This is a genomic window from Nonomuraea longicatena (assembly GCF_039525605.1).
Taxonomy (GTDB): Bacteria; Actinomycetota; Actinomycetes; order Streptosporangiales; family Streptosporangiaceae; genus Nonomuraea; species Nonomuraea longicatena.
In genome coordinates this window covers 73,833-99,518 of record NZ_BAAAHQ010000056.1, presented here as the reverse complement: position 1 = coordinate 99,518, position 25,686 = coordinate 73,833, and the positions used below count along the sequence as shown (strand labels likewise).

General features: G+C 69.4%; 27 protein-coding genes, 1 tRNA gene and 1 riboswitch. Of the genes, 11 read left to right on the top strand and 17 right to left on the bottom strand.

Going from position 1 to position 25,686, the window contains the following annotated elements; all coding sequences use genetic code 11:
• Positions 1-10: 10 nt before the first annotated feature.
• Both ABD120_RS37730 and ABD120_RS37725 read right to left on the bottom strand, forming a co-directional pair.
• Positions 11-1,414: an ATP-binding protein gene (locus tag ABD120_RS37730; protein ID WP_343955170.1), complete on the bottom strand. Its 1,404-nt coding sequence runs from the start codon at positions 1,412-1,414 to the stop codon at positions 11-13.
• Complete coding sequence (locus tag ABD120_RS37725) at positions 1,411-2,085, bottom strand: response regulator transcription factor (protein WP_343955169.1); 675 nt, start codon at positions 2,083-2,085, stop codon at positions 1,411-1,413. Before ABD120_RS37725 ends, ABD120_RS37730 begins: the two co-directional genes overlap by 4 nt.
• Before the next feature lie 124 nt (positions 2,086-2,209).
• On the opposite strand from ABD120_RS37725, the gene ABD120_RS37720 reads away from it, so the two are divergent.
• Positions 2,210-2,707 (top strand): hypothetical protein, encoded by a 498-nt coding sequence (locus ABD120_RS37720; protein ID WP_343955168.1) that lies wholly within the window; start codon positions 2,210-2,212, stop codon positions 2,705-2,707.
• Positions 2,708-2,886: 179 nt separating this feature from the next.
• Here the strand turns inward: ABD120_RS37720 and ABD120_RS37715 are convergent, their stop codons facing one another.
• Positions 2,887-3,312 carry a YtxH domain-containing protein gene (locus tag ABD120_RS37715; protein WP_343955167.1) on the bottom strand — a complete coding sequence of 142 codons (426 nt, stop codon included), beginning with the start codon at positions 3,310-3,312 and terminating at the stop codon, positions 2,887-2,889.
• A 226-nt stretch (positions 3,313-3,538) separates the two neighbouring features.
• On the opposite strand from ABD120_RS37715, the gene ABD120_RS37710 reads away from it, so the two are divergent.
• Positions 3,539-4,075, top strand: coding sequence for a peptidylprolyl isomerase (locus tag ABD120_RS37710; protein WP_343955166.1), 537 nt, complete (start codon positions 3,539-3,541; stop codon positions 4,073-4,075).
• 42 nt (positions 4,076-4,117) lie between these two features.
• Positions 4,118-4,987 carry a rhomboid family intramembrane serine protease gene (locus ABD120_RS37705; protein ID WP_343955165.1) on the top strand — a complete coding sequence of 290 codons (870 nt, stop codon included), beginning with the start codon at positions 4,118-4,120 and terminating at the stop codon, positions 4,985-4,987.
• A 34-nt stretch (positions 4,988-5,021) separates the two neighbouring features.
• Here the strand turns inward: ABD120_RS37705 and ABD120_RS37700 are convergent, their stop codons facing one another.
• Positions 5,022-5,267, bottom strand: a complete 246-nt coding sequence (locus tag ABD120_RS37700) for a cell division protein CrgA (protein WP_343955164.1) — start codon at positions 5,265-5,267, stop codon at positions 5,022-5,024.
• A gap of 143 nt (positions 5,268-5,410) precedes the next feature.
• Between ABD120_RS37700 and ABD120_RS37695 the strand changes: the two genes are divergently transcribed.
• Genes ABD120_RS37695 through ABD120_RS37685 form a run of 3 tightly spaced genes read left to right on the top strand, consistent with a single transcriptional unit; the run spans position 5,411 to position 6,810 of the window.
• Complete coding sequence (locus ABD120_RS37695; protein ID WP_343955163.1) at positions 5,411-6,067, top strand: class E sortase; 657 nt, start codon at positions 5,411-5,413, stop codon at positions 6,065-6,067.
• 1 nt (position 6,068) lies between these two features.
• On the top strand, positions 6,069-6,230 hold the full coding sequence (locus ABD120_RS37690) for a hypothetical protein (protein WP_343955162.1): 162 nt from the start codon (positions 6,069-6,071) through the stop codon (positions 6,228-6,230).
• Positions 6,231-6,237: 7 nt separating this feature from the next.
• Positions 6,238-6,810, top strand: a complete 573-nt coding sequence (locus ABD120_RS37685) for an anthranilate synthase component II (RefSeq protein WP_343955161.1) — start codon at positions 6,238-6,240, stop codon at positions 6,808-6,810.
• A 126-nt stretch (positions 6,811-6,936) separates the two neighbouring features.
• Here ABD120_RS37685 and pknB read toward each other — a convergent pair whose 3' ends face one another.
• The 7 genes from pknB to ABD120_RS37650 all read right to left on the bottom strand — a co-directional run bounded on the left by pknB (position 6,937) and on the right by ABD120_RS37650 (position 15,633).
• Complete coding sequence (gene pknB / locus ABD120_RS37680) at positions 6,937-8,799, bottom strand: Stk1 family PASTA domain-containing Ser/Thr kinase (protein WP_343955160.1); 1,863 nt, start codon at positions 8,797-8,799, stop codon at positions 6,937-6,939.
• Between the two features lie 95 nt (positions 8,800-8,894).
• Entirely contained in the window at positions 8,895-10,259 is a 1,365-nt protein-coding gene (locus tag ABD120_RS37675) for a protein kinase domain-containing protein (protein ID WP_343955159.1), read from the bottom strand.
• Between the two features lie 8 nt (positions 10,260-10,267).
• The gene (locus tag ABD120_RS37670; RefSeq protein ID WP_343955158.1) at positions 10,268-11,731 is read right to left on the bottom strand and encodes a peptidoglycan D,D-transpeptidase FtsI family protein; all 1,464 of its coding nucleotides are present in this window, start codon (positions 11,729-11,731) and stop codon (positions 10,268-10,270) included.
• A complete protein-coding gene (locus tag ABD120_RS37665; protein ID WP_343955193.1) occupies positions 11,728-13,092 on the bottom strand; it encodes an FtsW/RodA/SpoVE family cell cycle protein in 1,365 nt (454 codons plus the stop codon). The genes ABD120_RS37670 and ABD120_RS37665 overlap by 4 nt, the downstream gene beginning before the upstream one ends.
• 41 nt (positions 13,093-13,133) lie before the next feature.
• Complete coding sequence (locus ABD120_RS37660) at positions 13,134-14,408, bottom strand: Stp1/IreP family PP2C-type Ser/Thr phosphatase (protein WP_343955157.1); 1,275 nt, start codon at positions 14,406-14,408, stop codon at positions 13,134-13,136.
• Entirely contained in the window at positions 14,405-14,875 is a 471-nt protein-coding gene (locus ABD120_RS37655) for an FHA domain-containing protein FhaB/FipA (protein ID WP_343955156.1), read from the bottom strand. Before ABD120_RS37655 ends, ABD120_RS37660 begins: the two co-directional genes overlap by 4 nt.
• A 17-nt stretch (positions 14,876-14,892) precedes the next feature.
• Positions 14,893-15,633 carry an FHA domain-containing protein gene (locus ABD120_RS37650; protein ID WP_343955155.1) on the bottom strand — a complete coding sequence of 247 codons (741 nt, stop codon included), beginning with the start codon at positions 15,631-15,633 and terminating at the stop codon, positions 14,893-14,895.
• A 195-nt stretch (positions 15,634-15,828) separates the two neighbouring features.
• Here ABD120_RS37650 and ABD120_RS37645 point away from each other — a divergent pair.
• A tRNA-Leu gene (locus ABD120_RS37645) sits at positions 15,829-15,911 on the top strand.
• 299 nt (positions 15,912-16,210) lie between these two features.
• Here ABD120_RS37645 and ABD120_RS37640 read toward each other — a convergent pair.
• A complete protein-coding gene (locus ABD120_RS37640) occupies positions 16,211-17,227 on the bottom strand; it encodes a hemolysin family protein (RefSeq protein WP_343955154.1) in 1,017 nt (338 codons plus the stop codon).
• The gene (locus tag ABD120_RS37635) at positions 17,224-18,576 is read right to left on the bottom strand and encodes a hemolysin family protein (protein WP_343955153.1); all 1,353 of its coding nucleotides are present in this window, start codon (positions 18,574-18,576) and stop codon (positions 17,224-17,226) included. The genes ABD120_RS37640 and ABD120_RS37635 overlap by 4 nt, the downstream gene beginning before the upstream one ends.
• 250 nt (positions 18,577-18,826) lie before the next feature.
• Here ABD120_RS37635 and ABD120_RS37630 point away from each other — a divergent pair, with 250 nt between their 5' ends.
• Positions 18,827-20,041 carry an LCP family protein gene (locus tag ABD120_RS37630; protein ID WP_343955152.1) on the top strand — a complete coding sequence of 405 codons (1,215 nt, stop codon included), beginning with the start codon at positions 18,827-18,829 and terminating at the stop codon, positions 20,039-20,041.
• A gap of 13 nt (positions 20,042-20,054) precedes the next feature.
• Here ABD120_RS37630 and ABD120_RS37625 read toward each other — a convergent pair whose 3' ends face one another.
• On the bottom strand, positions 20,055-20,696 hold the full coding sequence (locus tag ABD120_RS37625) for a GOLPH3/VPS74 family protein (protein WP_343955151.1): 642 nt from the start codon (positions 20,694-20,696) through the stop codon (positions 20,055-20,057).
• 53 nt (positions 20,697-20,749) lie between these two features.
• Here ABD120_RS37625 and ABD120_RS37620 point away from each other — a divergent pair, with 53 nt between their 5' ends.
• Positions 20,750-21,628 carry an Fpg/Nei family DNA glycosylase gene (locus ABD120_RS37620; protein ID WP_343955150.1) on the top strand — a complete coding sequence of 293 codons (879 nt, stop codon included), beginning with the start codon at positions 20,750-20,752 and terminating at the stop codon, positions 21,626-21,628.
• Positions 21,629-21,633: 5 nt separating this feature from the next.
• Here the strand turns inward: ABD120_RS37620 and ABD120_RS37615 are convergent, their stop codons facing one another.
• Positions 21,634-21,957 (bottom strand): rhodanese-like domain-containing protein, encoded by a 324-nt coding sequence (locus ABD120_RS37615; RefSeq protein ID WP_343955149.1) that lies wholly within the window; start codon positions 21,955-21,957, stop codon positions 21,634-21,636.
• 177 nt (positions 21,958-22,134) lie between these two features.
• On the opposite strand from ABD120_RS37615, the gene ABD120_RS37610 reads away from it, so the two are divergent.
• The gene (locus tag ABD120_RS37610; RefSeq protein ID WP_343955148.1) at positions 22,135-22,596 is read left to right on the top strand and encodes a hypothetical protein; all 462 of its coding nucleotides are present in this window, start codon (positions 22,135-22,137) and stop codon (positions 22,594-22,596) included.
• Between the two features lie 358 nt (positions 22,597-22,954).
• On the opposite strand, the gene ABD120_RS37600 is transcribed toward ABD120_RS37610, so the two are convergent.
• On the bottom strand, positions 22,955-23,290 hold the full coding sequence (locus tag ABD120_RS37600; RefSeq protein ID WP_343955147.1) for a hypothetical protein: 336 nt from the start codon (positions 23,288-23,290) through the stop codon (positions 22,955-22,957).
• Positions 23,291-23,598: 308 nt separating this feature from the next.
• A riboswitch (TPP riboswitch) is annotated at positions 23,599-23,711 on the top strand.
• On the opposite strand from ABD120_RS37600, the gene ABD120_RS37595 reads away from it, so the two are divergent.
• The gene (locus ABD120_RS37595; RefSeq protein ID WP_343955146.1) at positions 23,704-25,068 is read left to right on the top strand and encodes a purine-cytosine permease family protein; all 1,365 of its coding nucleotides are present in this window, start codon (positions 23,704-23,706) and stop codon (positions 25,066-25,068) included. It overlaps the preceding riboswitch by 8 nt.
• Here the strand turns inward: ABD120_RS37595 and ABD120_RS37590 are convergent.
• The gene (locus ABD120_RS37590) at positions 25,010-25,606 is read right to left on the bottom strand and encodes a methylated-DNA--[protein]-cysteine S-methyltransferase (RefSeq protein WP_343955145.1); all 597 of its coding nucleotides are present in this window, start codon (positions 25,604-25,606) and stop codon (positions 25,010-25,012) included. The two genes, ABD120_RS37595 and ABD120_RS37590, sit on opposite strands and share 59 nt — an antisense overlap.
• Positions 25,607-25,686 lie beyond the last annotated feature (80 nt).

Below are 25,686 nucleotides of genomic sequence, written 5' to 3'. Positions count from 1 at the left end.
CGCCGGCCGATCACTCCCGCATGGGCAGACGGGCGACCAGACCGCCGTCCACGGCGTGCAGGGTGCCCCCGTGCAGGTGGGCGAGGTCCCTGGCGATGGGCAGGCCGAGCCCGGCGCCGCCCTCGTCGCGGGCCCTGGCCTCGTCCAGGCGGGTGAACCGGTCGAAGACGTCCTCGCGCCGCTCGGGCGGGATGCCCGGCCCGTCGTCCAGGACCTCCAGGACCGCCGTGGACCCGTCCGCGTGCACTCTGACCTCGACGGCCGTGGCCGCGTGCCGTACCGCGTTGCCGACCAGGTTCGTCACCATCCGCCCGAGATGGCCGCTCACGCCCTGCACGACCACGTCCGGATGGATGTCCAGCCGCAGCTCCACCTCGGGGCGACGCTCGACCCGCACCGCCTCCTCGGCGGCGACCTGGCCCAGGTCGACGTCGGCGAGCTGGATCGGCTCGCCCGCGTCCAGCCGCGCCAGCAGCAGCAGGTCGCCCGCCAGCGCCTGCAGGCGTTCCACGTCGGCCAGCGCCTCCGCCGTCAGCTCGCTGCCCGGCGCCAGTTCCAGGCGGGCCCGCAGGGTCGCGATCGGGCTGCGCAGCTCGTGCGCGGCGTCGGCGACGAACCGTTTGTGCCGCTCGACCGCGCTCTCCAGCCGGTCGAGCGTGCCGTTGACGGTGGTCGCGAGCTGCGCGATCTCGTCGGCGGAGGACGGTACGGGCACCCGCTGGTGCAGGTCGTGGGCGGTGATGTCGGCGACCTTGGCGCGAATCGCGGCCACCGGCCGCAGCGCCCGGCCGACCGACAACCAGGTCATCCCCGCCACGACCACCAGCAGCGCCGGGGCGGCGGGCAGCAGCACGTTCTTGAGCGTGGCGAGCGCCTCCCTCGCGGGGGTCAGCGACGACCGGGCGACGAGCGTGCCCATGCCCTCGTCGGTGGTGACCGCCAGGCCGACCATCGAGTAGGACTCCGTCTTCGCCCAGTCCGCCGCCAGCCGCCCGCCCGCCTCCATGTACACGACGTCGGGGTCGTTGACGGACAGCTTCTTGGCGGGCTTGGGCTCGGTGCGCGCGGGCGGGCTGGGCACGGGCTCGGCGGGCACGAACGAGAGGCGCGCGGGCGGGCTGGACGCGGGTTCGGCCTTCTCGGCGGGGGCGGGGGTCTCCACGGGCGAGACCTCGACGGTCTCCGCAGGCCAGACCTTGACCGTTTCCATGGGCGAGAGCTCGATCGTCGAGCCCTCCACGCCCGTCAGCCGGGCGGCCTCCACCGCCTTGCGGGCCGCGTCGGCCTGCGTACTGCTCTCCAGGTTCCCGCGCAACGCGGTCACCAGGACGAACGTCGCCGCGGCCAGCGCGGCGGCGACGACGAGCGTGGCGGCCAGCGTGGCCCGCAGCCGTACCGAGGATGTCGCCTTCATCGGCCCGCCTCCAACCGGTATCCGGCGCCGCGGACCGTCACCAGCGTCGATCTGCCGAACGGCAGATCGATCTTGCGGCGCAGCGCGCTGATGTAGACCTCGACGATGTTGGGGTCGCCGTCGTAGGCGAAGTCCCAGGCGGCGGCGAGCAGGTCGCGCTTCGAGACGACCTCGCCCGCGCGGCGGGCCAGGCCGTGCAGCACGGCGAACTCCTTCGGCGTGAGCGCGATCTCCTGCTCGCCCCGGCGGCAGCGCAGTCCGGCCGGGTCGATGACCAGGTCGCCGACCGTGATCGAGACCGGCCGCTCCCTGCCGCCGCGCCGGACCAGTGCCCGCAGCCTGGCCAGCAGCACCACGTACGAGAACGGCTTGGCGAGGTAGTCGTCGGCGCCGGTGTCGAGCGCCTCCGCCTCGTCGTACACGCCGTCCTTGGCGGTCAGCATCATGATCGGTGTCCAGTCGCCCGCCTCGCGCAGCTTCGCGCAGACGGTGTAGCCGTTCATCCGGGGCAACATGACGTCGAGCACGATCACGTCGTAGTCGTTCTCTCCGGCCAGCCACAGGCCGTCCCGCCCGTCGTGGGCGACGTCCACCGCGAACCCCTCGCCGGTGAGCCCGCCCTTGACCAGGTCGGCCAGTCGCCGCTCGTCCTCAACCAGTAGTACGCGCACGTCCCACAGCGTCCCGCACCTCACCTAAAGCCAACCTGAAGACCGTTTCGGGTGCGTTCAGGCTCGCTTCAGGTACGGCGGGGCATCGTCGGGACCGGCACAACCGACCGACAGGGGAGAGCTCATGTTCACACGACGTCTACTGGTCCTCGGCGCGATCGGCGTTCTCGGGATCACGGGGCTGGCCGGATCCGCGCTGGCCTCGGACGACCCGGGCACGCCCGCTCCGACCGAGACGGCCGTCTGCACCATGAGCGACGGCAAGACCTTCAAGGTGAAGCTGGGTGAGCCGATCTTCGTCGGCTCGGACGGGAAGATCAAGGAGGCTCCGGACGCGGCGGGGGCGCCGGAGGCGACCCTTGAGATCGAGAAGGCCGAGCCCGCCAAGGCCGAGGAGCTTCCGACGCTCGACGAGGAGGGCTGGCAGAAGATCGAGGCCCAGTCCGCAGACGAGGCCGGCCACACGGCCGCCGAGGTCGGGCCGAAGCTCGACCTGAAGAAGGGCGGGGAGGTCGGGACCGACCTGAAGAAGACGGACATCTGGCAGGCAGAGACCGAGAAGGCGGATGCGGACCGGCCTGAGCAGGCCACGGTGCAGTGCGAGGCCGTGAAGGCCGAGTGAAGCGGGGACGGCGGCTGAGCCGTACCGACTGCCACGGCGGCTGAGCCGTAGTCAGACTGCCGCCGAAGGGTCCGCAGCACCCTCAACCGTTTCGGCCCTTCGTGCGGTGACACCGGAAAGCGCGCCTTGGTTTCCCGCCAAGGCGCGCTTTCTGTGGATAAATCCCCCTATAGGGGTAATCAGGACATCTTCCGGGCCTTCTCGTTCGCGGTGGACGCGATGTTGTCCGCGGAGTCCGACACTTTCTCCGCCTTCTCGCCCACCCACTGTGAGGCATCCTCGGCCGAGTCCTTCATCTGCTCGGTCCAATCCTGCGCGTTTCGCCGGTAGACCAGATATCCGGCCACCCCGATCGCGATGCCGATCACCAGGGCGATCAGCGGCCACCGCCGCGACTTCGGCGGCGTCGGATCTATCCGTCCAGCGGCCTGCGTCAGCATCGCGCTGACAGCGGGTGCTATCTGGTCCTCGACCCGATGAGCGGCATGCTCCAGCCGTGGTGCCGCCCAGTAGCGGGCGTCCTCGAAACGCTGGGCGGCGACCACTTTGGCCTGATCCGCCATCGGTGCCAGCCGCTGGCCCGTCCGTGCCGCATGGAACCGCATCCGGCCCATCCAGCTGTCGGGTACTTCGATGACCTCGCGGCGTCTTCTGAGTAGTGTCAGGGACACGACAACCTCCCCTGTCGTTGGGGCCCCGGAGCGTGACCTTCCCGGTACAAGGCGGCTCAACCATCCGGGCCCGTGGGAGGATGCTGGTCGTGGCCCTGACGGCCACAGCCGGCGAACACGAAAATACCAACCCATTGCAATAGAAGGGGGCAGCTGTCTCGTGGCCGAGAAGCTGATCGCAAACCTGCAGACAAACCACGGTCTGATCCGGATCAAGCTCTTCCCCGAGCTCGCTCCGGCGACGGTGGCCAACTTCGTCGAGCTCGCCGAGGGCACCCGCGAGTGGACCCACCCGGAGACCGGCCAGAAGTCCACCGCGCCGCTCTACAACGGCACGATCTTCCACCGGGTCATCGACGGCTTCATGCTCCAGGGCGGGGACCCGCTCGGCCAGGGCATCGGCGGCCCCGGCTACGCCTTCGACGACGAGATCCACCGGGAGAACAACTTCAACCGGCCCTACCTGCTGGCCATGGCCAACGCCGGGATCCGCATGGGCAAGGGCACCAACGGCTCGCAGTTCTTCATCACGGTCTCCGCGCAGCCGCACCTCAACCAGGGCCACACCATCTTCGGTGAGGTCATCGAGGGCAAGAACGTCGTCGACGCCATCGCCAAGGTACGCACCGGCCGCAACGACCGCCCTCAGGAGGACGTCGTACTCGAAACGGTCACCATCGACAGGCAGCCCGCCTGACGCATGGCCCAAGGGCGGGCGGCAGGCCATAGGCTGAAAAGCATGACCAGCCAGCCGCCAAGCCCGCCCGAGCAGCCTGCCGAGGCGGTGCCGACGTGTTTCCGGCATTCCGACAAGGAGACCTGGGTCCGTTGCCAGCGGTGCGACCGGCCCATCTGCCCCGACTGCATGCGCGACGCGGCGGTCGGCTTCCAGTGCCCCGAGTGCGTCGCCGACGGCAACCGTACCGTCCGGCAGGCCCAGGCCACCTTCGGTGGCGGCGTGGTCAGCAAGCCCTACGTCACGTGGGCGATCCTCGGCCTCATCGGCGTCGTCTACCTGGCCCAGCTCGCCAACAGCGCGCTGTCTGCCGAACTCGGCATGAACACCGTGATGGTGGCGGTCCAGGGTGAGTACTACCGGCTGATCACCAGCGCCTTCGTCCACAGCGGCGGCTCGATCTTCCACATCCTGTTCAACGCCTGGGCGATCTACGCCATCGCCCCCTACCTGGAGCGGGCCTTCGGGCACGCCAGGTTCGCCGCCCTCTACCTGCTGAGCGCCCTCGGCGGCTCTGTGCTCAGCCTGTGGGTCGATCCGCTCAACGTGCTCACGGTCGGTGCCTCCGGCGCCGTCTACGGCCTGTTCGCGACCGTGTTCGTGGTGGGCCGCAAGCTCAGCCTCGACGTCCGGGGCATCACGATCATCATCGTCCTCAATCTGGCGATCACGTTCGTGCTGCCGATGTTCACCGGGTTGCGGATCAGCTGGAGCGCGCACATCGGCGGCCTCGTCACGGGCGCGCTGTTGAGCGCCGCACTGACCTATGCCCCCAAGAACCACCGTGCCCTCTACCAGGGCGTGGCGATCCTGGGGGTGTTCGCCGCCCTCGCGGCCCTGGTGGTGATCAGGAGCGGGGCGGGCGTCCTGTGACTTTCCCCAGTTGTGGAAAAAGCTGTGGAAAAAGCTAGCGCCAGCGGGTGGAAAGCACCACACCGAAGATGATGAAAACGAACCCGATCAGCAGGTTCCAGTTCTGTAGCTCCGCGAATGGCGGCAGAGAGGGCGCGACGTAGTAGATCGCGATCCACAGGATGCCGATGATCCACGCGACGACCATCGTCGGCGCCAGCCAGCGGGGGCTGACCTTTACCTGCTGGGTCTTCTGCGGCGGCGTGTAGACCGCCTTCTTGCGAGTCTTGGGCTTGGGCACTGGGTACTCCTGCTGAGGGCCTGGGCCTCCGGATCGTCCACAGGCTCTTAGTTAAGCGTAGTTGAAGCCTCGCCAAGGATAGTCGCCACGCGCGGGACATGGCGATCCCCCGCGTACGGATCATCGCCGAATACTCTGATCGGGTGAGGGCCATCCTGCGGACCGCCGGGGAGCTGAGCATCACCGCAGGGGTGATCATGATGCTCTTCTGCGCCTACCTGCTCTGGGGCACCAGCGCCTACACCGCCCGCCAGCAGCTCCTTCTGCAGCAACAGCTGGCCGAGGAGGCGGCGGAGGCCGCCAAGAAGGCGCAGGACGTCGCCGAACGCGACAAGAAGCCCGAGATCCCCAAGATCGAGCTGGGCGGCGCGCTGGCGCTGCTGCGCATCCCGAGCCTGGGCCGCGACTACCGGTACGCCGTGGTCGAGGGCGTCGACACCGAGCACCTGAAGCGGGGGCCCGGCCACTACCCGGGCACCGCCATGCCGGGCCAGCTCGGCAACTTCGTCGTCTCCGGCCACCGGACCACCTACTCGGCGCCGTTCAACCGCATCGACGAGCTGCAACGCGGCGACGACATCGTCGTGGAGGCCGCCGAGGCCCGCTACACCTACCGGGTGACCTCGCAGGACATCGTCCAGCCCGACGAGACCGAGGTCGTGGCCCCGGTGCCCGGCAAGCCCGACATCACGCCCACCCGCTCGTTCATCACGTTGCTCACCTGCCATCCCGAGTACTCGGCCGCCCAGCGGCTGATCGTCTACGGCGTCCTCAGGGAGACCCAGGAGCGAAAGGTCTGACATGTACGGCTGGATCTGGCGCAAACTGCCCGGCGCCACCACCACGGCCCGCGTGGTCGCGGCCTCGGTGCTGGCGGCCGTCACGGCGGCCGTACTCTGGTACGCGGCCTTTCCCCTGCTCGAACCGGCGGTCCCCCTGGACGAGGTGACCGTGAGAAAGTGAGTCCCGCGTGACGAGGGTCCTGGTGGTCGACAACCACGACAGCTTCGTCCACACGATCGTGCAGTATCTTCGGCAGCTCGGGGCGTCCTGCGACGTACGGCCGCGTGACGAGGTCCTGCCCGCCGACGCCGACGGTTTCGACGGGGTGCTCATCAGCCCGGGGCCGGGCACTCCCGAAGGGTCGGGCGTGAGCGTGCCGCTGGTGCTGCACGCGGCGGCCCGGCGGCTGCCGCTGCTGGGCGTGTGCCTCGGGCACCAGGCCATCGCGCTCGCCCACGGCGCCACGGTGGCCCGCGCCCCCGAGATCATGCACGGGCGCACCAGCCCCGTCGTGCACGACGGGACCGGGCTGTTCGCGGGCATCCCGTCGCCGGTGGAGATGACCCGCTACCACTCGCTGGTGGTGGTGCCGGAGACCGTACCGGAGGTGCTGGAGGTGACGGCCACGACACCCGAGGGCGTCATCATGGGCCTGCGGCACCGGACAGCACCCATCGAAGGCGTGCAATTCCACCCGGAGTCTGTCGTGTCCTCACATGGGCATCTATTGCTTGCCAATTGGCTCAACTCCGGCTTGTAACACATCCCTCTGCAAACGCGACACACAAACAAGCGCCCCCGCCGTTGCCCCCGAGCGGCGGGGGTTGCTTGTACACACAGGAGCCCCAGAGAAGGCTTCTCAGGGGCTCCTACGGACAACTGAGCGTCAGAACCCGGTGTCCTCGTCCTCGCCGATCGGGATGTCGTCGCCCGGATCCCCCTCAGGAGTGGACGGCTGATCCGTCGGCAGCGTCGGATCACCGGTCGGCTGATCGGTCGGGAACGTCGGCTCCTCGGCGGGACCCGTCGACACCACGATCGTGACCGTCGTGTTCGGCATGTGCTTGGCGTCGGCCTCCGGGCTCTGCGCGATGACCGTGCCCTTCGGCTGGTCGCCCGGCTGCCTGTTCGCCTTGGCCCGGAAGCCCTCGGCGCGCAACGCCTTGATCGCGTCCTGCTCGGTCAGCCCCACCACGTTCGGGACGGTGCTCAGCGCCCTGGGCACGAACAGGGTCACCACGCTGTCACGGGCCACCGAGGCGCCCGACTTGGGCTCGGTGTCGACGACCTGCCCCTGCGTCCCGCTGGAGGTCTTCTGCTTGACCGAGACCCGTAGCTTGGCGTCTTCGAGCACCTTGCGCGCGTCCTCGGCACTCATGCCGATCAGCCCGTCGGGGACCTTCACCCGCTCGGCGCCCTTGGAGACCACGAGCGCGACGGACGAGCCCTTGTCCACCTCGCTGCCCGCAGCGGGCTTGCTGTCCATCACGACCCCCTTCTTGACGTCGGAGTTGAACTCCTCCGTCACGCTGAAGGTCAGGCCGAGCTCCTGCAGTTTCTTCTCGACGTCCGTGAGCTCCTGGTCGATCAGCACGGGTACGGTCACCTTGGCCGCGCCGCTGTCCTTGCCCGAGTCGCCCGAGCTCAGGAACGCGTAGCCGACGCCGATGAACGCGCCGATGATGAGCAGCGGGACCAGGATCCACGCCGCGGTCTTCAGTGCCTTGTTCTCACCGCCGCCGCCCGCGCGCCTGCGTCCGCCGCGCCCACCGCCGCCCTGGTCGCCGTACTCGTACGGCGGGACGGCGCCCGACCGGGTCGTCGCGGGCCCGCCCGGCGCCTGGGTCGCCGCCATCGTCCGGGTGCCGGCGCCGTAGTTGTTGATGGCCATCGTCTGCGCGTCGACCGGCATACCGGACATCGCCCGCTGGAGGTCGGCGCGCATCTCGGTCGCGCTCTGGTAGCGCTGGCCCGGGTCCTTGGCCATGGCCTTGAGCACGATGGCGTCGGCCCACTGCGGGATCTCGGGGTCGATCTGCGACGGCGGGATCGGGTCCTCGCGCACGTGCTGGTAGGCGATGGCGACGGGGGAGTCGCCCGTGAACGGCGGCTGGCCCGTCAGCAGCTCGTACAGCACACAGCCGGTGGAGTAGATGTCGCTGCGGGCGTCCACCCGCTCACCGCGCGCCTGCTCGGGCGAGAGGTACTGGGCGGTCCCTATCACCTGCGCGGTCTGCGTCATGGTGGCGGCCGAGTCGGCCATCGCGCGGGCGATGCCGAAGTCCATCACCTTGACGTCGCCGGCCCGGGTGATCATCACGTTGGCCGGCTTGATGTCACGGTGGACGATGCCGCCGCGGTGGCTGTAGTCGAGGGCCCGCAGGATGCCGTCGACCAGCTCTCCCGCACGCTCGGGCAGCAGCCGCCGGTCCTGGCGCAGCAGGTCGCGCAGCGTGCGCCCGTCGACGAACTCCATGACGATGTACGGCACGGGCGCGCTCTCGGCGACGTCCTCACCGGTGTCGTAGACCGCCACGACGGCCGGGTGGTTCAGCGAGGCCGCAGACTGTGCTTCGCGGCGGAAACGGGCCTGAAAGGTGTGGTCGCGAGCGAGGTCCTGCCGGAGCGTCTTGATCGCGACGACGCGGTCCAGCCGGATGTCTCTGGCGCGATACACCTCGGCCATGCCGCCGCGCCCGACGACTCCGTCGAGCTCGTAGCGGCCTCCGAGTAGCCGAGGCTGAGTCATTTCCTGCACTGTCCCTTACCGTTCATCGTGGGTACCGGCCTGCGCGGTGGTGTCGCTCCGGTGCCGCCCGCTTCCATCATCGACTCCGAACCGCCTCACGTCTCCTCCTTCGGCGGGTTTGTGATACCCGGGTCGGGAGATACCGCGGTCGGCGTGGGCGTCGGTGTCATGGTGGGCGTCGGGGTGGGTGTGGGAGACGGGGTCCGGGTCGGCGTCGGGGTCGGTTTCGGCGTCGGCTTCTGCGGCTTCGGAGTCGCCGACTTGCCTACCGTAGCCGACGGTGAGGGTACCGGCCGCTTCGACTTCACGGGAACCACGGGGGGCCGTGGAGTGGACGACCGGGTCTTGCGGGGCTTCACTTCTGAAGGACGGTTCAGCGTCTGAGAAGGTTCAGCCACGTCAGGCGGCTTGACCTGATTCGCGTCCTGGTTGATCATGACCGCGCCGAACCCGACGGCGGCGACCGAGGCGGCAGTGGCGAAGAGCACAACGCCCCGCCTGCCCTTTCGCGCGGGGGCCGCGACCTGCTGGACCGTGTCGGCCGGGCCGAGATCGTCGGTGCCGAGATCGTCGGTGGTGGCCTCCGCGCCCGGCTCGCGCACGCGGAAACCGGCCGGATCGGTGAGCATCCGCAGCTCGGTGTGGTGCTGCATGCTCGCCAGCGACTCGCGCAGCACGTATGCCCGGTCGGCCAGGTCGAGCGCCGTCGCGGGCCGCCGCTCCGGGTCCTTGGCCAGCAGCACGGCGACCAGGTCGCGCACGGGCTTGGGCACGTCCACGCCGAGTGGCGGCGGCGGCTCGTTGAGGTGCTGCAGCGCGATGGCCACATGGCTCTCGGCCTGGAACGGCGGCCGCCCGGCCAGGCACTCGTAGGCGACGACGCCCAGGGAGTACAGGTCGGTGGCGGGCGTCAGCACCGCGCCCTGCGCCTGCTCGGGGCTGACGTACTGGGCGGTCCCGAGTACGGTCCCCGTCATCGTGACCGGCGCCGCCTCCAGCGCCCGCGCGATGCCGAAGTCGGTCACCTTGATGACACCGTCCTGGGTCACCATCAGGTTGCCCGGCTTGATGTCGCGGTGGATCACCCCGGCGGTGTGGGCGGCGTGCAGCGCCTTCGCGGTCTGCTGGATCACGTCGAGCGCGACCTCGGGCCCGAGCGAGCCGTTGCGCGCGAGGATCGCCGCCAGCGACTCACCCGGCACCAGCTCCATCACCAGGTACGCCAGGTCACCCTGCTCGCCGTAGTCGAAGATCTGGGCGACGCCGGAGTCGGACAGCCCGGCGGTGATGCGCGCCTCGTTGCGGAAGCGGTCGCGGAAGGCCGGGTCGGCGGCGAACTGGGGGCCGAGCACCTTGACCGCCACCTCGCGGCCGAGCAGCTGGTCGAGGGCACGCCACACCTCGCCCATACCGCCGACGGCGATACGGGAGACGAGGTGGTAGCGGCCCGCCAGCTGCATGCCCGGGATCACTGCTTGAGCACCGCTTCCATCACGGCCTTGCCGATCGGGGCGGCCACGCCGCCACCGGTGGCCTCCTCGCCGACCCTGGCCGCGCCGGACTCGACGAAGACGGCCACGGCCACCTTCGGGTCCTTGGCCGGGGCGAAGGAGATGAACCAGGCGTGCGGGGCCTTGCCCTCACGGGTCTCCGCGGTGCCGGTCTTGCCGCCCACCTCGACGCCGGGGATCTGCGCGTTGCGGGCGGTGCCGTTGTTGACGACGCTGACCATCATGTCGCGCAGCTTGGCGGCGTTCTCGGGGCTCATCGCCTCGGAGAGCTCCTCGGGGCTGGCCTCGTCCACCGTGTCGCCCTTGGCGTCGGTGATCTTGTTGACGAGGAACGGCTTCTGCACCACGCCCTCGTTGACGATGCCCGCCGCGACCATCGCCATCTGCATCGGCGTCATCACCACGCTGCGCTGGCCGATGGCCGACATCGCGGGCGCGGCCCGGTCCGCCTCCTTCTCGCCGACGGTGCTGGCCTGGACGCCCATCGGGATCTCCAGCGGCTCGCCGACGCCGAACTTGCGCGCCTGCTCGGCCAGCGCGTCGTGCCCCAGCTCAAGGCCGATCTCGCCGAACGGCGTGTTGCACGAGCGCTCCAGCGCGTACGTCATCGTGACCTTGCCGGAGCCGCACGCGGCGCCGCCGTAGTTGGGCAGCGTCACGTTGGTGTCCGGCAGGGACAGCCGGGTCGGCCCGTTGACGATGGTCTGGCCGTCGCGGCTGGAGTCGTCCTCCAGCCAGGCCGCGGTGGTGACCACCTTGAACGTGGAGCCGGGCGCGTAGTAGTCGCGGATGGCGCGGTTGAGCAGCGGCTGGTCCTTGTTCTCGGCGAGCTTGCCGTACGCGCCGAAGGCCGAGCCCTTGTCCGGCACCGAGATCGTGGACGGGTCGTACGTCGGCAGTGAGACCATCGCGAGGATCGCGCCCGACTTCGGGTCGAGGGCGACGACGGCGCCGCGCTTGCCGCTCTGGCGCAGCGCGTCGTAGGCCGCCTTCTGCGCGGCCGGCCGGATGGTCAGGTCGACGTTGGCGCCCCGGGTCGGCTCGCCGGTGAACAGGTTGATGCTGCGCTGGAGCAGCAGGTCGTTGCTCGACCCGTCGAGCAGGGTGTTCTCGCTGGCCTCGATCGCCTCGGCGCTCTCCGGCGAGAAGAAGCCGGTGACGTGCGCGTACAGGGGTCCGTTGGAGTACTCCCTGACGAACTTGAACTCGCCCTTCTGCTCCTTGGACTGGGCCAGGATCGTGTTGCCGCTCGCGGTGATGCGCCCGCGCTCCACGGCGTAGCGGTCGTAGTAGTTGCGCTTGTTGCGCGCGTCCGACCGGTACTCCTCCGCGTTGACCGCCTGGAGGTAGTTCACGTTGATCATGAGGAGTGCGAACATGGCCAGGCAGGCCACCGCGATGCGCTTGACCGGGCCGTTCATCGCTGGAACACCTGTGTCATTCCTTCGTCTTGGATGGCCTGGGGGGCGGGCCGCCGAGCGGTGTCGGACATGCGTACCAAGAGAGCGATAAGGATCCAGTTAGCCAGGAGGGCGGATCCGCCCTGGGACATGAACGGTGTGACCAGGCCCGTCAGCGGGATGAGCCGGGTGACGCCCCCCACGATGATGAAGATCTGCCAGGCGAGAAGGAACGACAGACCGCCCGCCAGCAGCTTGGTGAACGGGTCGCGGGCGGCCAGCGAGGTGCGCAGCCCGCGCTGGACGATCAGCGCGTAGATCATCAGCAGCGCCATCAGGCCGGTCAGCCCGATCTCCTCGCCGATCGCGGGGAAGATGAAGTCGGAGAAGGCCAGCGGGATCTCCTCCGGATGGCCCTTGCCGAGGCCGCTGCCGAGGATGCCGCCGGAGCCCATCGCGAACAGGCCCTGCATGAGCTGGGCGCTGCCGCCGGGCGTGCGGTCGAAGAACTCCGGCCTGCCTGGGTCGAGCCAGACCTCGAAGCGGTCGTTGACGTGGGAGAAGGCCATCCCGGCGAACAGCGCGCCGCCCACGAAGAGCAGGACGCCGATGATGACCCACGACACCCGCTGGGTGGCGACGTAGAGCATCGCGATGAAGGTGCCGAACAGCAGCAGCGAGGAGCCGAGGTCCTTCTGCAGCACCAGCACGCCGAGGCTGACCGCCCAGGTGATGAGCACCGGGCCGAGGTCGCGGGCGCGGGGCAGGTCGATGAACAGCAGCCGCCGCCCGGCGAGGGCGAGCACATCGCGCTTGGCGACCAGGTAGCCCGCGAAGAAGATGACCAGCGCCAGCTTCGCGAACTCGGCGGGCTGCAGGCGCATGGGGCCGATGCCGATCCAGATCCTGGCGCCGCCGAGTTCCTTGCCCAGCCCGGGAATCAGCGGTGAGATCAGCAGGGCCAGGCCGGCCAGGCCCGCGGTGTAGGTGAGCCGTTGCAGCGCGCGGTGGTCGCGCAGGAAGATCAGGGTGAGGGTGAACAACACGATGCCGATCAGGGTCCACATCAGCTGCGTGTTGGGCGAGGCCAATGTCACCGACGGCAGTTTCGAGTCGGTCTCGGAGAGCCGGTAGATCATCACCAGGCCGAGCCCGTTGACCACGGTCACCAGCGGCAGGATGAGCGGGTCGGCCCACGGGGCGAACTTGGCCAGCGCCGCGTAGGCGGCGAGCATCAACCCGCCGAGGCTCAGGCCGTACGTCAGCATGCCCGAAGGGATCTGCCCGTCCATGGCGAGCCCGACGCTCGCGTAGGCGCTCATCACGATCGCGACCGCGAACGCGAGCATGAGGAGTTGCGCCACACGCCGCTTGGCGGGCATGGGGACGGGGGCTGCCACTTCGTTACTCACCTACCGCGACCCTACTGCGAAGATCTGGAGGTTGAGGGGCTTGCTGTGGGCGTAGGGGTGGTTGTCGGCTCTTCGGTGGGCTTCAACTGGTTGATCCTCTTGCGGCCTTCTTCGACGCTTTCGACAGGAATGCCCTGCTTGAGACTGGCCTGGTCGGGTTCGGACAGGGATTTGACCAGCCGCCCGGTGTAATCGGCGATCGAATAGAGCTCCAGTGGCCCGACCTCCGTCTGGATCCCGCGGAACACGACCACTTCGCCGTCGTTACTGGCTCCGACGTAGTACTGGTCCTGGGTCCACTGCCATGCGAAGTAGCCGCCGACACCGACGGCGGCTCCCCCCACGGCGAGCACGGTGACCAGCACAGGCCATACCCGCCGACGTCTGGCCCGGCGACCGCCCGCGTACGCGTGCGGGCCGCCGGGGTCGTCGTCATCGGTGATGACCGGCTGGGGAGCGGTCACCGCGCCGCCTCGCCCCGCCGGGTTGCCGGGATCGGTTCGCAGCCGGGTGGCGCCGGCCGCGCCGACGACGGCGGGCTCGGTGCTCGGCTGATGTCCCTCGCCGACCTCGATCACGTCGGCGAGCACACAGGTGATGTTGTCGGGGCCGCCGCCCCGGTTGGCCAGGTCGATGAGCTGGCGCACGACCTCTTCCGGGTCGTCGATGTTGGTGAGCGTCGCGTGGAGCGTCTCCGCGCTCACCACACCGGACAGGCCGTCGGAGCACAGCAGGTAGCGGTCGCCGACCTGTGCCTCCCGCAGGGTCAGGTCGGGATCGACCTCGCCGCTGCCGTCGAGCGCCCGCAGCAGGATCGAGCGCTGCGGATGCGTCGCGGCCTCCTCCGGGGTGATGCGCCCGTCGTCGACCAGTTGCTGCACCAGCGTGTGGTCATGGGTGATCTGGTAGAGCTCCCCGCGTCTGAGCAGGTAGGCGCGCGAGTCGCCGACATGCACCAGGGCGACCTGGGTGCCGTTCCAGAGCATCGCCGTCAGAGTGGTGCCCATGCCCTTGAGGCTCGGATCCCTGCCGACCATCTCGTGCAGCTTGCGATTGGCGTCGCGCACCGCGGCCTCGATGGAGTTGAGCAGGTCACCCCCCGGCTGGACCTCTTCGAGCGAGGCCATTGCGGCGATGGCGACGGAACTCGCCACCTCGCCGTGTGCGTGCCCGCCCATGCCGTCGGCGACGGCGAGCAGGCGACCGCTAGCGTACGCCGAGTCCTCGTTCCCTTCGCGGAGGAGGCCGACGTCCGAGCGGGCGGCGTAGCGGAGTGCGATGGTCATTTGCGCAATTCAATGACTGTCTTGCCGACACGGATCGGAACACCGAGCGGCACCGGGGTCGGACGGGTGACTTTTGAGCGGTCGAGATACGTGCCGTTGGTCGAACCGAGATCTTCCACGATCCACTGACCGTCCTGAGGAAAGAGCCGGGCATGCCGGCTGGAAGCGTAGTCGTCTGTGACTACCAGCGTGGCGTCGTTGGCCCGGCCGATGGTGATGGGTGTCTCCGTGAGATTAATGGTGGTGCCCTGGAGTGGGCCACCCGTCACCACGAGTTGGCGTGGTTCACCCTTCTTGGCCTTGGGTTTGGCGGCTGGTTTGTTGGGTTTGCCCGACTTGCGGGCGTTGGCCGGAGTGCTGCGTGACCCGAACAAGTCAGTCCGGATCACGCCGACTGCGGCAATGACGAAAAACCACAGCACCGCGAGGAAGGCGAGCCGGATCAGCAGCAGCGTGAGCTCGGACATGGACCGTTTGTCTACCCCTAATCGCGCCGGAACACCAGGGTCGTGCGTCCCAACGTCACTCGCGTGCCGTTCTGGAGCTCGATCCTGCGTACCGGCTGGCCATTGACGAAAGTGCCGTTGGTCGACCCGAGGTCGACGAGCGAGACCTGCTGGGCCTCGACCCGCAGCTCCGCATGGTGCCTGGAGACGCCGGGATCGACAAGACGAAGATCGCAGTCGGTGCCGCGACCGAGCAAGGTCACCGGAGTGGTGAGTTCGTACGAGCGGTCCCCCTGGGGGTCGTCCTGCGTGGAGACGAGCAGCCTCGGCCGCCCTCCGAACGCGTTGGGGCGCGACGGGGGCAGGTCGCTCGCCGGCTGGCGGATCTCGTCCTGCTCGACCGTGGCGCCCCTGATCACGCCCGACCGGATGCGGAACAGGCCCAGAGCCAGGTCGGTGGCCATCTCGAAGCGGACCCGGACCGGCCCTACGAAGGAGTAGCCCTGCTCCTTGGCGTACTCCCTGGCGAGGTTGGCCAGCTCGTGGCTGATGCTGTCGGCGTAGACCTCAAGCCGCTCGCTGTCGGTCGAGGACAGCTCAACCACGAAGTCGTTGGGCACGAGCGTGCGACCCTGGGCGACGATCGCCGCCCGTTCGTCCATCTCCCGCTGCACCGCGCTCGCGACCTCGACCGGCTGAAGGTCAGACTTGAACGCCCGCGCAAAGGCCCCCTCAACCATGCCTTCGAGCCGTCGCTCGAAGCGCTGAAGGACTCCCACCGGGTACCTCCCTTCCTCCGTGCATATGACCGCGGCCACCCGGACGCGTGCACGCCCGGCCTCCGCCCGTTCCACAGGGGCGGGAGAGGGCCGCGACCTGCGCGCCCAGCTCCTCCGCTCCCGTGTCTTATGCGATCGTATCCGGGTTCAGTACCACCGGTAGTTCCGTGCTAATGTTTCTCCGCACCCACAAATGGGCGGGTGGCGGAACGGCAGACGCGCACGGTTCAGGTCCGTGTGTCCGAAAGGACGTGAGGGTTCAAATCCCTCCTCGCCCACTCGTTGGCTGGGGGTCTGTGGTCGTAGCCCTGATGGGCTACTTCCGTAGGCCCCCTCGTCATGTTTGCCCGGGGGATAACCCCCGGACCCCCAGGGGAGCTTTCGCCTCGTCCCTGGCTTCGCCCATCCGGCGCCAAGACCCTGGTCTGGCCCTTTTGGGTCAACTTCCTCAGCTCAGCTCAGCCAGCCTGCTTGGTTCTTATCCTTCGTTGGGCTGGTTGGGGCTTGTCATGGGTTTCGCCTAGAGCGAAGGGAAGATCGTACTTTTGGGTGGTCTTCCCTTCGCTCTTTGGCTGGGTCAGGCTGCGAGCATTCTTGTGTCCAGGAGTTCGCCCAGGAGGTCGGTCAGGCTGACCATGCCGATGACCTTGCCTTCTGCGTTCGTCACCAGGCCCAGGTGGGCTCTGGCTTCCTGGAGGGTCGTTACGGCTTCCGGGACCTGGGTCACGCAGGGCAGGCGGGGGATGGCTCTGGCGAGGTCAGCCGCCGTGGCGTCCGGGCGTAGCAGGGTGTCCCTCACGTGGAGGACGCCGTCGATCGTGTCTTCCTCGCCGACCAGGAGTCGCAGGTGGCCTGAGGCGGTCGCCGCCTCCTTGATCTCTGTTGTTCTCGCCGTCATCGGGACCCGGCTGGCTTCTGCCAGGGGGACCATCAGGCGTTCGATGCCCTCGTCGTCCAGGCGGAGGGCGCGGGTCAGCAGGTCGTGCTCTTCTCTGTCCAGGAGGCCCATGCGGGCCGATTCGCCGACGAGCATGGCCAGTTGGCGAGGGGTCCTCGTGGTCGCCAGTTCGTCGCGGGGTTCCACGCCGAACAGGCGGAGGATGACGTTGGTCAGGCCGTTCAGGGTCGAGAGCAGCGGACGCATCAGCGAGGTGAACGCGCGGAACGGCAGGGTCAGGATCAGGGCGGCGCGCTCCGGGTGGGTCAGCGCCCAGGACTTCGGCGCCATCTCGCCGATGACCATGTGAAGGAACGTGATCAGGGCCAGGGCCAGGGTCAGCGAGATCGGCATCCGCAGGGCCTCGGGTACGCCGACGGCGGCGAACACCGGTTCCAGGGCGTGCTCCAGGGCCGGTTCCGTGACCAGGCCCAGGCCCAGGGTGCAGAGCGTGATGCCCAACTGGGCGCCCGCCAGCATGAGGGACAACTGCCTGCTGCCGCCCACCGCCGACTTGGCCGCGAATCGCACCATGCGGTTGCCGTTGACCGCCACTTCCTCCAGACGGTGGCGCTTGGCGGAGACGAAGGCGAACTCGGCCGCCACGAACAGGGCGTTGAAGGCGAGCAGGGCGACGCTCAGGAGGATCATCGTCATCGGACGACCTCCGCCTGCTCGGCCTGGCGCAGCGGGGCCAGCCGTACCCACTCGGGGACTCTGCGGCTGAGGGAGAGCACGGTCAGTTCCGCGTGCTCGTCCTCGTCGTCGTCGAACGGGTCGGTGTCGGGAGTCGTCTGGACGGTCACCCGGTCACCGGGCTCCGCCATCCGGCCGAGCCTGGCCAGCACCAGCCCGGACAGGGTGTCGTAGTCGTCGCTCTCGGGCAGCGCGATGCCCGTGGCGCGCTCGACCTCGTCCAGGCGCAGGTGGCCGGGAACCTCCCAGACGCCGCCGGGGTGCTCGACGGCACCGGCGGGCTCGGGGTCGTTCTCGTCGACGAGTTCGCCGACGAGTTCTTCGGCGAGGTCCTCGACGGCCACGACGCCGGCCAGACCGCCGTACTCGTCGATGACGCACACGATGTCGTCCTTGGCCTGGCGCATGCGCTCCAGCACCAGCGGGAGCGGCAGTGAGTCCGGGACCAGCAGGGCGGGGCGGGTGATCTGGGCGATCAGCCCGTCCTCAAGGCCGGAGGCGAGCAGCTCGCGCACTCCGGTGACGCCGACGACGTCGCCGTCGGTGCCGAGGACCGGGTAGCGGGAGTGACCGTACTCGCGCATGGTGTCGATCAGTTCGGAGACGGGGCGGTCGGCGCGCAGGACGATGACGCGGGGACGCGGCACCATGATCTCCTCGGCGTTGCGGTCGCCGAACTCCAGGGCGCGTTCGAGCAGTTCGGACAGCCGGGGCGGCAGCTCGCCCGCCTGGGTGGACTCGGCGATGATCCGCGACAGTTCCTCGGGGGTGGCGCCGTGCTCCACCTCCTCGACGGGCTCGATGCCGAGGCGGCGCAACAGTGCGGTCGCGGTGGAGTCGAACAGGCGCACCAGCGGGCCGACGACGGCCAGGTAGACGAGCGTCGAGCTCGCCAGGAACTTGGCGACCTGCTCGGGCCGGGCGATGCCGAGGTTCTTGGGCGCCAGCTCACCGAAGATCATCTGGACCACGGTGGCCACAAGGATGCCGGCCGTGATGGACAGGCCGGTGATGGCGCCGGCGGACAGTCCGAGGTCGGCCAGCCACGGTCTGACGAGCGTGGAGACGGCCGGTTCGGCGAGAAAGCCGACGAGCAGCGCGGTCACGGTGATGCCGAGCTGGGCGCCGGAGAGCATGAACGACAGGCGGGAGGTCACCTTGAGGGCCTTCTCGGCCGCCTTGTCGCCGGCCGCGGCCTGCTCGCGCAGGAGGCTCCGGTCGGCGGCGACGAACGCGAACTCCTGTGCGACGAAGTAGCCGGTCGCGGCGGTCAGCAGGAGGAGGGCCAGGAGGCCCAGATAGGCGCTCACCTGTGAGCGCCCTTGACGGAACCCGTGCCTGCGCACGGGTGGCTACTCCATGAGTCCGGATCGGACACAGTGTTCCCTTCGATTCATCGGTCCTGTTCATAAACCGTAACGATGCTGACGGCGTCAGATGTTTCCGAGGTGACCTCGCGCGGTCGGTGGGTAACTTCCCCATGGGGATTCCTTGGCCGGACGAGTGCACTGCTGAGGGGCTCGACGTAGCGTTGAGGGCAACCGAAGGGGAGACTCAGACGTGTCACAGGAAGACCGAACGCGCCCGATGCGTTCGCCGGGCGAAGGCCGCCCGCTGCCCCCACAGGGCGACGACCGCCTGCGCTCGGCAGGGGCTCCGGCCCACCAGGCTCCCCCCGCCACCCCGTCGAAGGGCCGGGTCTACGGTCGTGAACGCTCCGGCGGCGGCGGCGCGGTCCGGCCGTTGAAGTCGCACGGCGGCTCAGGCGGTGGCGGCACCGCCCTGCCGAACCCGCGCCGGCCCGGTGGCGGCGGGCGCCGCCCCTCCGGCCGCACGATCGTCAGGATCGTCGCGGGCGTGCTGGTGGCGCTGCTGGTCGCCGCCGTGGGCATGCTCTTCTGGATCGACTCGCGGCTCCAGGGCATCGACGGGGTCCTCGACGACTACGACGGACGCGTCGACGACACCCCCGGCACCAACTGGCTGCTGGTCGGCTCCGACAGCCGCAAGGGCCTGTCCGCGGCCGAGCGCAAGAAGCTGGCCACCGGCCGCGCCGCAGGCCAGCGCACCGACTCGATGATGCTCGTGCACATCCCCGAGGGCGGCGACCGGCCCACCGTCGTCAGCCTGCCGCGCGACTCGGCGGTCACCGTCCCGGGCAAGGGCCGCAACAAGCTCAACGCCGCCTACAGCATGGGCGGCCCCAGGCTGCTCGTACGGACCGTCGAGGAGAACACCGGCCTGCGGATCGACAACTACATGGAGATCGGCTTCGCCGGATTCGTCGACATCGTCGATGCGGTCGGCGGTGTCGAGATGAACATCCGTACCGACATCCACGACCCCAAGGCCGGGCTCGACCTCAAGAAGGGGACGCAGGAGCTGACCGGCGCGCAGGCGCTCGGCTACGTCCGCACCCGCAAGGGCGGCGCGCTGCCCGACTTCGAGCGCACGAAGCGGCAGCGGCAGTTCCTCAGCGCCGTGGTGAAGAAGGCCGCCAGTCCCGGCGTGCTGGTCAACCCGTTCACCTCGATCCCGCTCGCGATGAGCGCGACCGAGGCGGTCACGGTCGATCCCGGCACCGGCGTCTTCGACATGCTGTCGCTGGGCCTCGCGATGGGCGACAGCCCGGTCACCACCGTTGTGCCGTTCGGCGGCAACGAGATCGCCGGGGGCGGCAGCGCGGTCAAGTGGGACCGTACGAAGGCGCTGGCCCTGTTCAACGCCCTCAAGGCGGACAAACCCGTCCCGAAGGAGATCCTCGACGGCAACTAGCCGGTCGAACCGGTCACGTCGTGGCGGTCGTGACGGTCGTGACGGTCACGATGACCGCCGCGTTGATCCCGGCGATCGTCTTGGCGACGGCCTCGCCGGCCCACTCGCCCTCGACGATCTCCTTCACGCGCCGCTTGGCGGCGCCGGGGAAGGCTTTGCGGATCAGGCCGGTCGAGTGCAGCAGGGAGATGAGCACCGCCGTACGGGGGGAGGGCTCGGCTCCGTCGAGCGCGTCGCCGACGCGTGCGCGGACCTCGGCCTCGATCGAGCCGTCGGCCTCGGGCCAGCGCGTGGTCGGGAAGATGCCGAGGACCTTCCCGCTCTGCTCGGTGAGGACCCCGGCGTCGGCCAGCCGGGTCAGCAGGCGGGTGCGGAGCTTGTCCGACTGGATCTTCTGCACCCACGATGACGGGGTGCGGTCCTTGCCGTCCTCGGCGACACGCCCGAGGACGGCGTCGAGTTCGGGGTCGCCGAGCGGGCTGCGGTCCTTGAGCGTGACTCGCTTCTTCGACAGTTCGACCCGGCCGTTCAACGCCAGTTCGGCGAGTACGGCACCGGCGAGCGTCAGACCGAGTTGGGTGGTGGAGACGAGGCTCTTCCCCTCCTGGTCGGTATGGGCGATAAGGAGCACTTCCTCGGCGATCGTCACGTTCATGGCTTGACCCTACCGCGTGGTTTTCCACAGGCTGTGGACCATACTCTGGACGTATGCCGGAACTACCCGAGGTGGCATCTCTCGCCGAATTCCTCGGCCGCCACGCGGTCGGGCGCACCGTCCTGGCCGTCGACGTGGTGGCCATCCAGGCGCTCAAGACCTTCGACCCGCCCGCCGGCGCGCTCGGCGGGCTGACCGTGACCGCCGTGGCGCGCCACGGCAAGTTCCTCGACCTCGACTGCGACGGCCTCCACCTGGTCATCCACCTGGCCCGCGCCGGATGGCTGCGCTGGAAGGACGACCTGTCCGGCGCCAAGCCCGTACGGCCCGGCAAAGGCCCGCTGGCCGTCCGGGTGCGGCTCGCGCCCGACGACACCGGCGCGGCGCCCGGGTTCGAGCTGACCGAGGCGGGCACCCAGAAGCGGCTGGCCGTCTACGTCACCCGCGACCCGCAGGAGGTGCCGGGAGTGGCCGCGCTCGGGCCCGACCCGCTGGCCGACACCTTCACCGTGGACGTGCTGCGCGGCATCGTCGGCGGCAACCGGTCGCAGATCAAGGGGCTCCTGCGCGACCAGAAGGTGATCGCGGGCATCGGCAACGCCTACTCGGACGAGGTGCTCCACGCGGCCCGGATGTCACCGTTCAAGATCGCCGCGACGCTGACCGACGACCAGGTCGCCGACCTGCACGCGGCCATCGTCGCCACGCTGGCGGAGGCCGTCGAGCGGGCGCGGGGCCTGGCGGCCAAGGATCTCAAGGCCGAGAAGAAGTCCGGCCTGCGTGTGCACAATCGCGCGGGGCAGCCCTGCGACGTGTGCGGCGACACGATCCGCGAGGTGTCCTTCGCCGACTCCGCGCTGCAGTACTGCCCGACCTGCCAGACCGGCGGCAAGCCGCTGGCCGACCGGCGGATGTCGAAGCTCCTGAGATAGCCCCGTCAGGCCACGAACGGGGGCTGCCCGGTCTCGCTCACCATCGGGCGCTTGGCGGCCTCCCAGGCGTACATGCCGCCGTCGATGTTGACCGCCTCGCGGCCCACGTGGTTGAGCCAGGCCGCGGCATGCGCGGACCGGCCGCCGACGCGGCACACGACGTACACGGCCTGTCCGGCGGGCACCTCCTCGACCCGCGCCTGCAGTTCGCCCATGGGGATGTGCACGGCCTGCGGCGCGTGCCCCGCCACCCACTCCTCCTGCTCGCGCACGTCCAGCAGGTAGCCGTCGTCAGGGACGTCTTTGGCCTCGATCTCAGGAACGGTCATTTCCCCATTCTCCCAGCACCGGGCACCTGAACCGCCCCCGCGAGGACCGGCGGGCTTCATTGCGTCGAGGTTCAGAGCGGGCGCGGTGTGCTCTCCGGGCCGATCGTGACGCGCGGCTTGAGTTCCGCTCGCGGAGGCTCCTTCGACCATGCGGATACCCGAAGAGAGAATGGCGTCGTGACCGATCTCTACGCGGTAAGGGTGCTGGCCGTCGCCCCGGCGCACCGCCGCATTCAACTGCGGGTAACCGCCTTCAACCCGGACGTCTGGCACTGGCCGCTGCCCGACAAGAGCTTCTTCCTCCGTGATCTGGAAGAGGACGGGACCGTACTGGACCTGCTTGACGACGAGGACGACGGAGTGGATCGCGACTTCGTCGAGAGTGTGGAGCGGACTGCGACGCGCAACTACCCCTTCACAGTGGCGGCCGAAGAGCGGCTGTCTGAAAGCGGCAGGGGATTTCCCCGGGAGAGCGAGGGGCCGTTCAACCAGATGTCCCCTGAATCCGCTGCGGCTTTCCTCCGATGCGAGGAGATGCGCGTCGGGGCGGATTACGACGTGGTGGTCACCGACTCACGGCTGATCGCGCATCTGAAAGCCGGCGATTGGTGGCGCACCGCCGCTTACCCCGGTATCTAGTGCGGTGACCACATTCGTTCACCGGCTCGGCGCGAGCCGTACGGCTCGCGCCGCGTGATGACCTGCTCCACTGTCGTAACGGCCCAATAGAGACCGACAGTTGGAAGAGCGCATGGCTGAGCCCGTCAGAGCCCGGCGATCAACCGACGCCGAAGGCCAGGCGCTGCAGATCCGGGTCCGCAGAGCTCTGATCATCATGGCGTCCGCCAGTGGCACCACCCCCGCCCGTCACCCCGACGTGCTGGCCGAGCAACGGCGAGAACGCACCCGGGTCCGCAGTGAGAAACAACGCCGATGGGGTCGCCCCCGGACCTGAGCCGCGTGATCAGCAAACCCAGTGAACGTTCGTGGTCACCGCCTAGCCGGAGAACCTCTTCGCGAGGTCGCGGGCCCATTGCGCGGCCTTGGCCGCCTGGTCGCCGGTGAAGGGCGTACCTGGCCACCGGCTCAGATGCTCCACCTGGTCGGCCCAGCTCAGGTGTTCCCGGTGGGCGTGTTCCCGGCAGGCGAGGCAGGTGACGCTTTCCGGGCGGGGAGAGGTCATCGCGTAGGGCACCTGGAGGCCGCAACCGGTGGTGACGACGCTCGGAGAGTCGGGCACGAGGCCCAACGTCAACACCATCGCGTTGCGGCCACCGGCGCTGGCCTGCATCACCTTCTGGTCGACGTGGATGTGCGGGTCGATCTCGCTCAATTGCGTCCGTACCTCCGTCCGAGTCGTCCAGGAATCAGACTAATGCGGTGACCAGTCAGGTTCACCGAGTGGTCAGGCTGCTCGTGGCTGACATTCGCTGTGGATGCGGGCTCGGGTCACGGGCCAGGCAGCCAGCCGGATTCCGCTCCAGCGGGTGAACGAGCACCCGGGCGTGGCAGGAGCCCTAGCCGGCGTGTCGCCGACCCGGCGAACGTGTCTGGCCACCGCACTAGACACCCAAGGGTGGCCGAATGTGGATGTATGGGGCATCATGGGGGCCGCGAGCCGGGGATGCCCGGATCTGAACATCAACTCGACGCGGGAGCTTGGGGCAACCAGGCTGAGAGGGCGACTACGGCTGTCGCCGACCGCATGAACCTGTCCGGGTAATGCCGGCGTAGGGAGTGTGCGCGATGACGCGTGTCGCCGACGATCCGCACCACGCGGAAGTCCCCCTGACCCTGGAGGGCGCCCCGCCCAAGACCCTGGGCGTCCTCGACCAGGGTGCGCTCTGGGCCAACCTCGCGGTCAGCCTGCTCGGTTTCTCCGGAGCGCTCCTCCTGCTCAACCCCCTCGGCGACGCCCCGCTGAGCCTGGCCGCCGCACTGACCGCGACGGTCGTCGGCAGCCTCATCGGCACCACGATGGTCGGCCTCGCCGCCATCCCCGGCACCCAGACCGGCCGGCCCGCGATGGTGCTGCTCAGAGGGCTGTTCGGCGCCAGGCTGTCGTACGTCCCCAGCGTCCTCAACATCATCCAGATGATCGGCTGGGGCGCGTTCGAGCTCTGGGTGATCTCCCAGGGCGCCATGGCCATCTTCGGTGACGCGGTGCCGTACGCGGTGTGGGTGGTCGCCGCCGGGGTCCTCACCGTCGCGATGACGATCTGGCCGCTGGGTGCGGTGCGGGTGTTGCGCAGGTACGTCACGATCGCGGTGATCGTCGCTCTCGTCTGGTACGCCGTGGACTTCCTGTCGAAGGCCCCGCCGCACACGGGCGGCGACTGGAGCGCCTTCGCCCCCGCCGTCGACTACGTGATCGCCCTGTCGGTGTCGTGGGTGCCGATCGCCGCCGACTTCGCCCGCCACTCGCGCTCCAGCCGCGCCGCCTTCACCGGCGTGGTGGGCGGCTACACGCTGGCCCAGGTCGCCTGCCTGGGCCTCGGCGTGTACGCGGTGGCCATGGCGGGCGCCGCGGCCGTGACGGCCGACGGCACGGCGGTGTTCGGGCCGTTCGTGGCCGCGCCGCTGGGCGCCCTGTTCTTCGCGGTGCTGGTGCTGCGGGAGACCGACCAGTCGTTCGCCAACGTGTACTCGACGACGGTCTCGCTGCAGAACCTGATGCCGCGCGTGGACCGGCGGGTGATCTCCGTGGTGATCGGCGTGGTGACGACGGCGATCGCGCTGGTCGTGGACGTGACCTCGTACGGCGCCTTCCTCGGCCTGATCGGCGCGGTGTTCGTGCCGATGTTCGCGGTGCTGGCGGTCGACTACTTCCTGCTGGGCGGCAGGACCCGCTGGAACACAGAGGAGGACGCCCCGGCCCGCTGGTCGATGCTGGTGCCGTGGGCGCTCGGCTTCGCCGCCTACTGGGTGACGACCGGTACGCCGACGGTGGAGGCGTGGGACCGGATCTGGCTGCCGCTGCGCGAGGCGGTCAGGCAGCCGTGGATGAACGGCGCCCTCGGCGCGGCGATCGTGGCCGTGGTCGTGACGCTGGCTATCGGCGGCCTGAGGCGCGGTTCTCGGGACGGTTCTCGGCGCGGTTCTCGACAGTGAGCAGCCGTTGCTTGGCGGCCGGCCCGCCGGCGTAGTCGCCGAGCCCGCCGTCGCTCTGCACGATGCGGTGGCAGGGCACGATCACGCAGACGGGGTTCTCGGCGAGCGCGTTGCCGACGGCCCGCATGGCGCGCGGCCGTCCGATGCGCTCGGCGATCTCGCCGTACGTCGTGGTCGTCGCGTACGGCACCGCCATCATCTTCTGCAGGACCGTCCGCGCGAACGGCGTGGCCAGCGCGAGGTCGACCGGCGTCGTGAACGTGCGCAGCCGGCCGGAGAAGTAGGCGTCGAGCTCGCGCCGCACCGGGTCGAGCCGGCTGGCGTCGGGCCCGATGAAGGAGCCGACCTGCCTGACGACCCGCTCGAACACCGTGTTCTCGTCGCCGAAGCTGCAGGCCACGACGCCCCGGCCGGTCACGGCGAGCACCAGCCTGCCGACGGCGCCGTCGTAGGTGCCGAACGCGATGTCGGGAGGGCTCTGGCCCTGGTATGTGGCCGACGTCACTCTGAGCAGGGCATCGAGGTCGCCGCTCGACATACCCTCACCTACTTCACCGCCATGAAAGCTCGTGACCGCAGCGTATCGGACGGATCGCACCACGAAAGCACACCACCGCG

Excerpts from the sequence above, each read along its gene's own strand:
- ABD120_RS37730 (WP_343955170.1), bottom strand. The coding sequence starts at position 1,414 with ATGAAGGCGACATCCTCGGTACGGCTGCGGGCCACGCTGGCCGCCACG.
- ABD120_RS37720 (WP_343955168.1), top strand. The coding sequence starts at position 2,210 with ATGTTCACACGACGTCTACTGGTCCTCGGCGCGATCGGCGTTCTCGGG.
- ABD120_RS37715 (WP_343955167.1), bottom strand. The coding sequence starts at position 3,312 with ATGCGGTTCCATGCGGCACGGACGGGCCAGCGGCTGGCACCGATGGCG.
- ABD120_RS37705 (WP_343955165.1), top strand. The coding sequence starts at position 4,118 with ATGACCAGCCAGCCGCCAAGCCCGCCCGAGCAGCCTGCCGAGGCGGTG.
- ABD120_RS37690 (WP_343955162.1), top strand. The coding sequence starts at position 6,069 with ATGTACGGCTGGATCTGGCGCAAACTGCCCGGCGCCACCACCACGGCC.
- pknB (WP_343955160.1), bottom strand. The coding sequence starts at position 8,799 with ATGACTCAGCCTCGGCTACTCGGAGGCCGCTACGAGCTCGACGGAGTC.
- ABD120_RS37675 (WP_343955159.1), bottom strand. The coding sequence starts at position 10,259 with ATGCAGCTGGCGGGCCGCTACCACCTCGTCTCCCGTATCGCCGTCGGC.
- ABD120_RS37670 (WP_343955158.1), bottom strand. The coding sequence starts at position 11,731 with ATGAACGGCCCGGTCAAGCGCATCGCGGTGGCCTGCCTGGCCATGTTC.
- ABD120_RS37665 (WP_343955193.1), bottom strand. The coding sequence starts at position 13,092 with ATGCCCGCCAAGCGGCGTGTGGCGCAACTCCTCATGCTCGCGTTCGCG.
- ABD120_RS37660 (WP_343955157.1), bottom strand. The coding sequence starts at position 14,408 with ATGACCATCGCACTCCGCTACGCCGCCCGCTCGGACGTCGGCCTCCTC.
- ABD120_RS37655 (WP_343955156.1), bottom strand. The coding sequence starts at position 14,875 with ATGTCCGAGCTCACGCTGCTGCTGATCCGGCTCGCCTTCCTCGCGGTG.
- ABD120_RS37640 (WP_343955154.1), bottom strand. The coding sequence starts at position 17,227 with ATGACGATGATCCTCCTGAGCGTCGCCCTGCTCGCCTTCAACGCCCTG.
- ABD120_RS37625 (WP_343955151.1), bottom strand. The coding sequence starts at position 20,696 with ATGAACGTGACGATCGCCGAGGAAGTGCTCCTTATCGCCCATACCGAC.
- ABD120_RS37620 (WP_343955150.1), top strand. The coding sequence starts at position 20,750 with ATGCCGGAACTACCCGAGGTGGCATCTCTCGCCGAATTCCTCGGCCGC.
- ABD120_RS37615 (WP_343955149.1), bottom strand. The coding sequence starts at position 21,957 with ATGACCGTTCCTGAGATCGAGGCCAAAGACGTCCCTGACGACGGCTAC.
- ABD120_RS37595 (WP_343955146.1), top strand. The coding sequence starts at position 23,704 with ATGACGCGTGTCGCCGACGATCCGCACCACGCGGAAGTCCCCCTGACC.
- ABD120_RS37590 (WP_343955145.1), bottom strand. The coding sequence starts at position 25,606 with ATGTCGAGCGGCGACCTCGATGCCCTGCTCAGAGTGACGTCGGCCACA.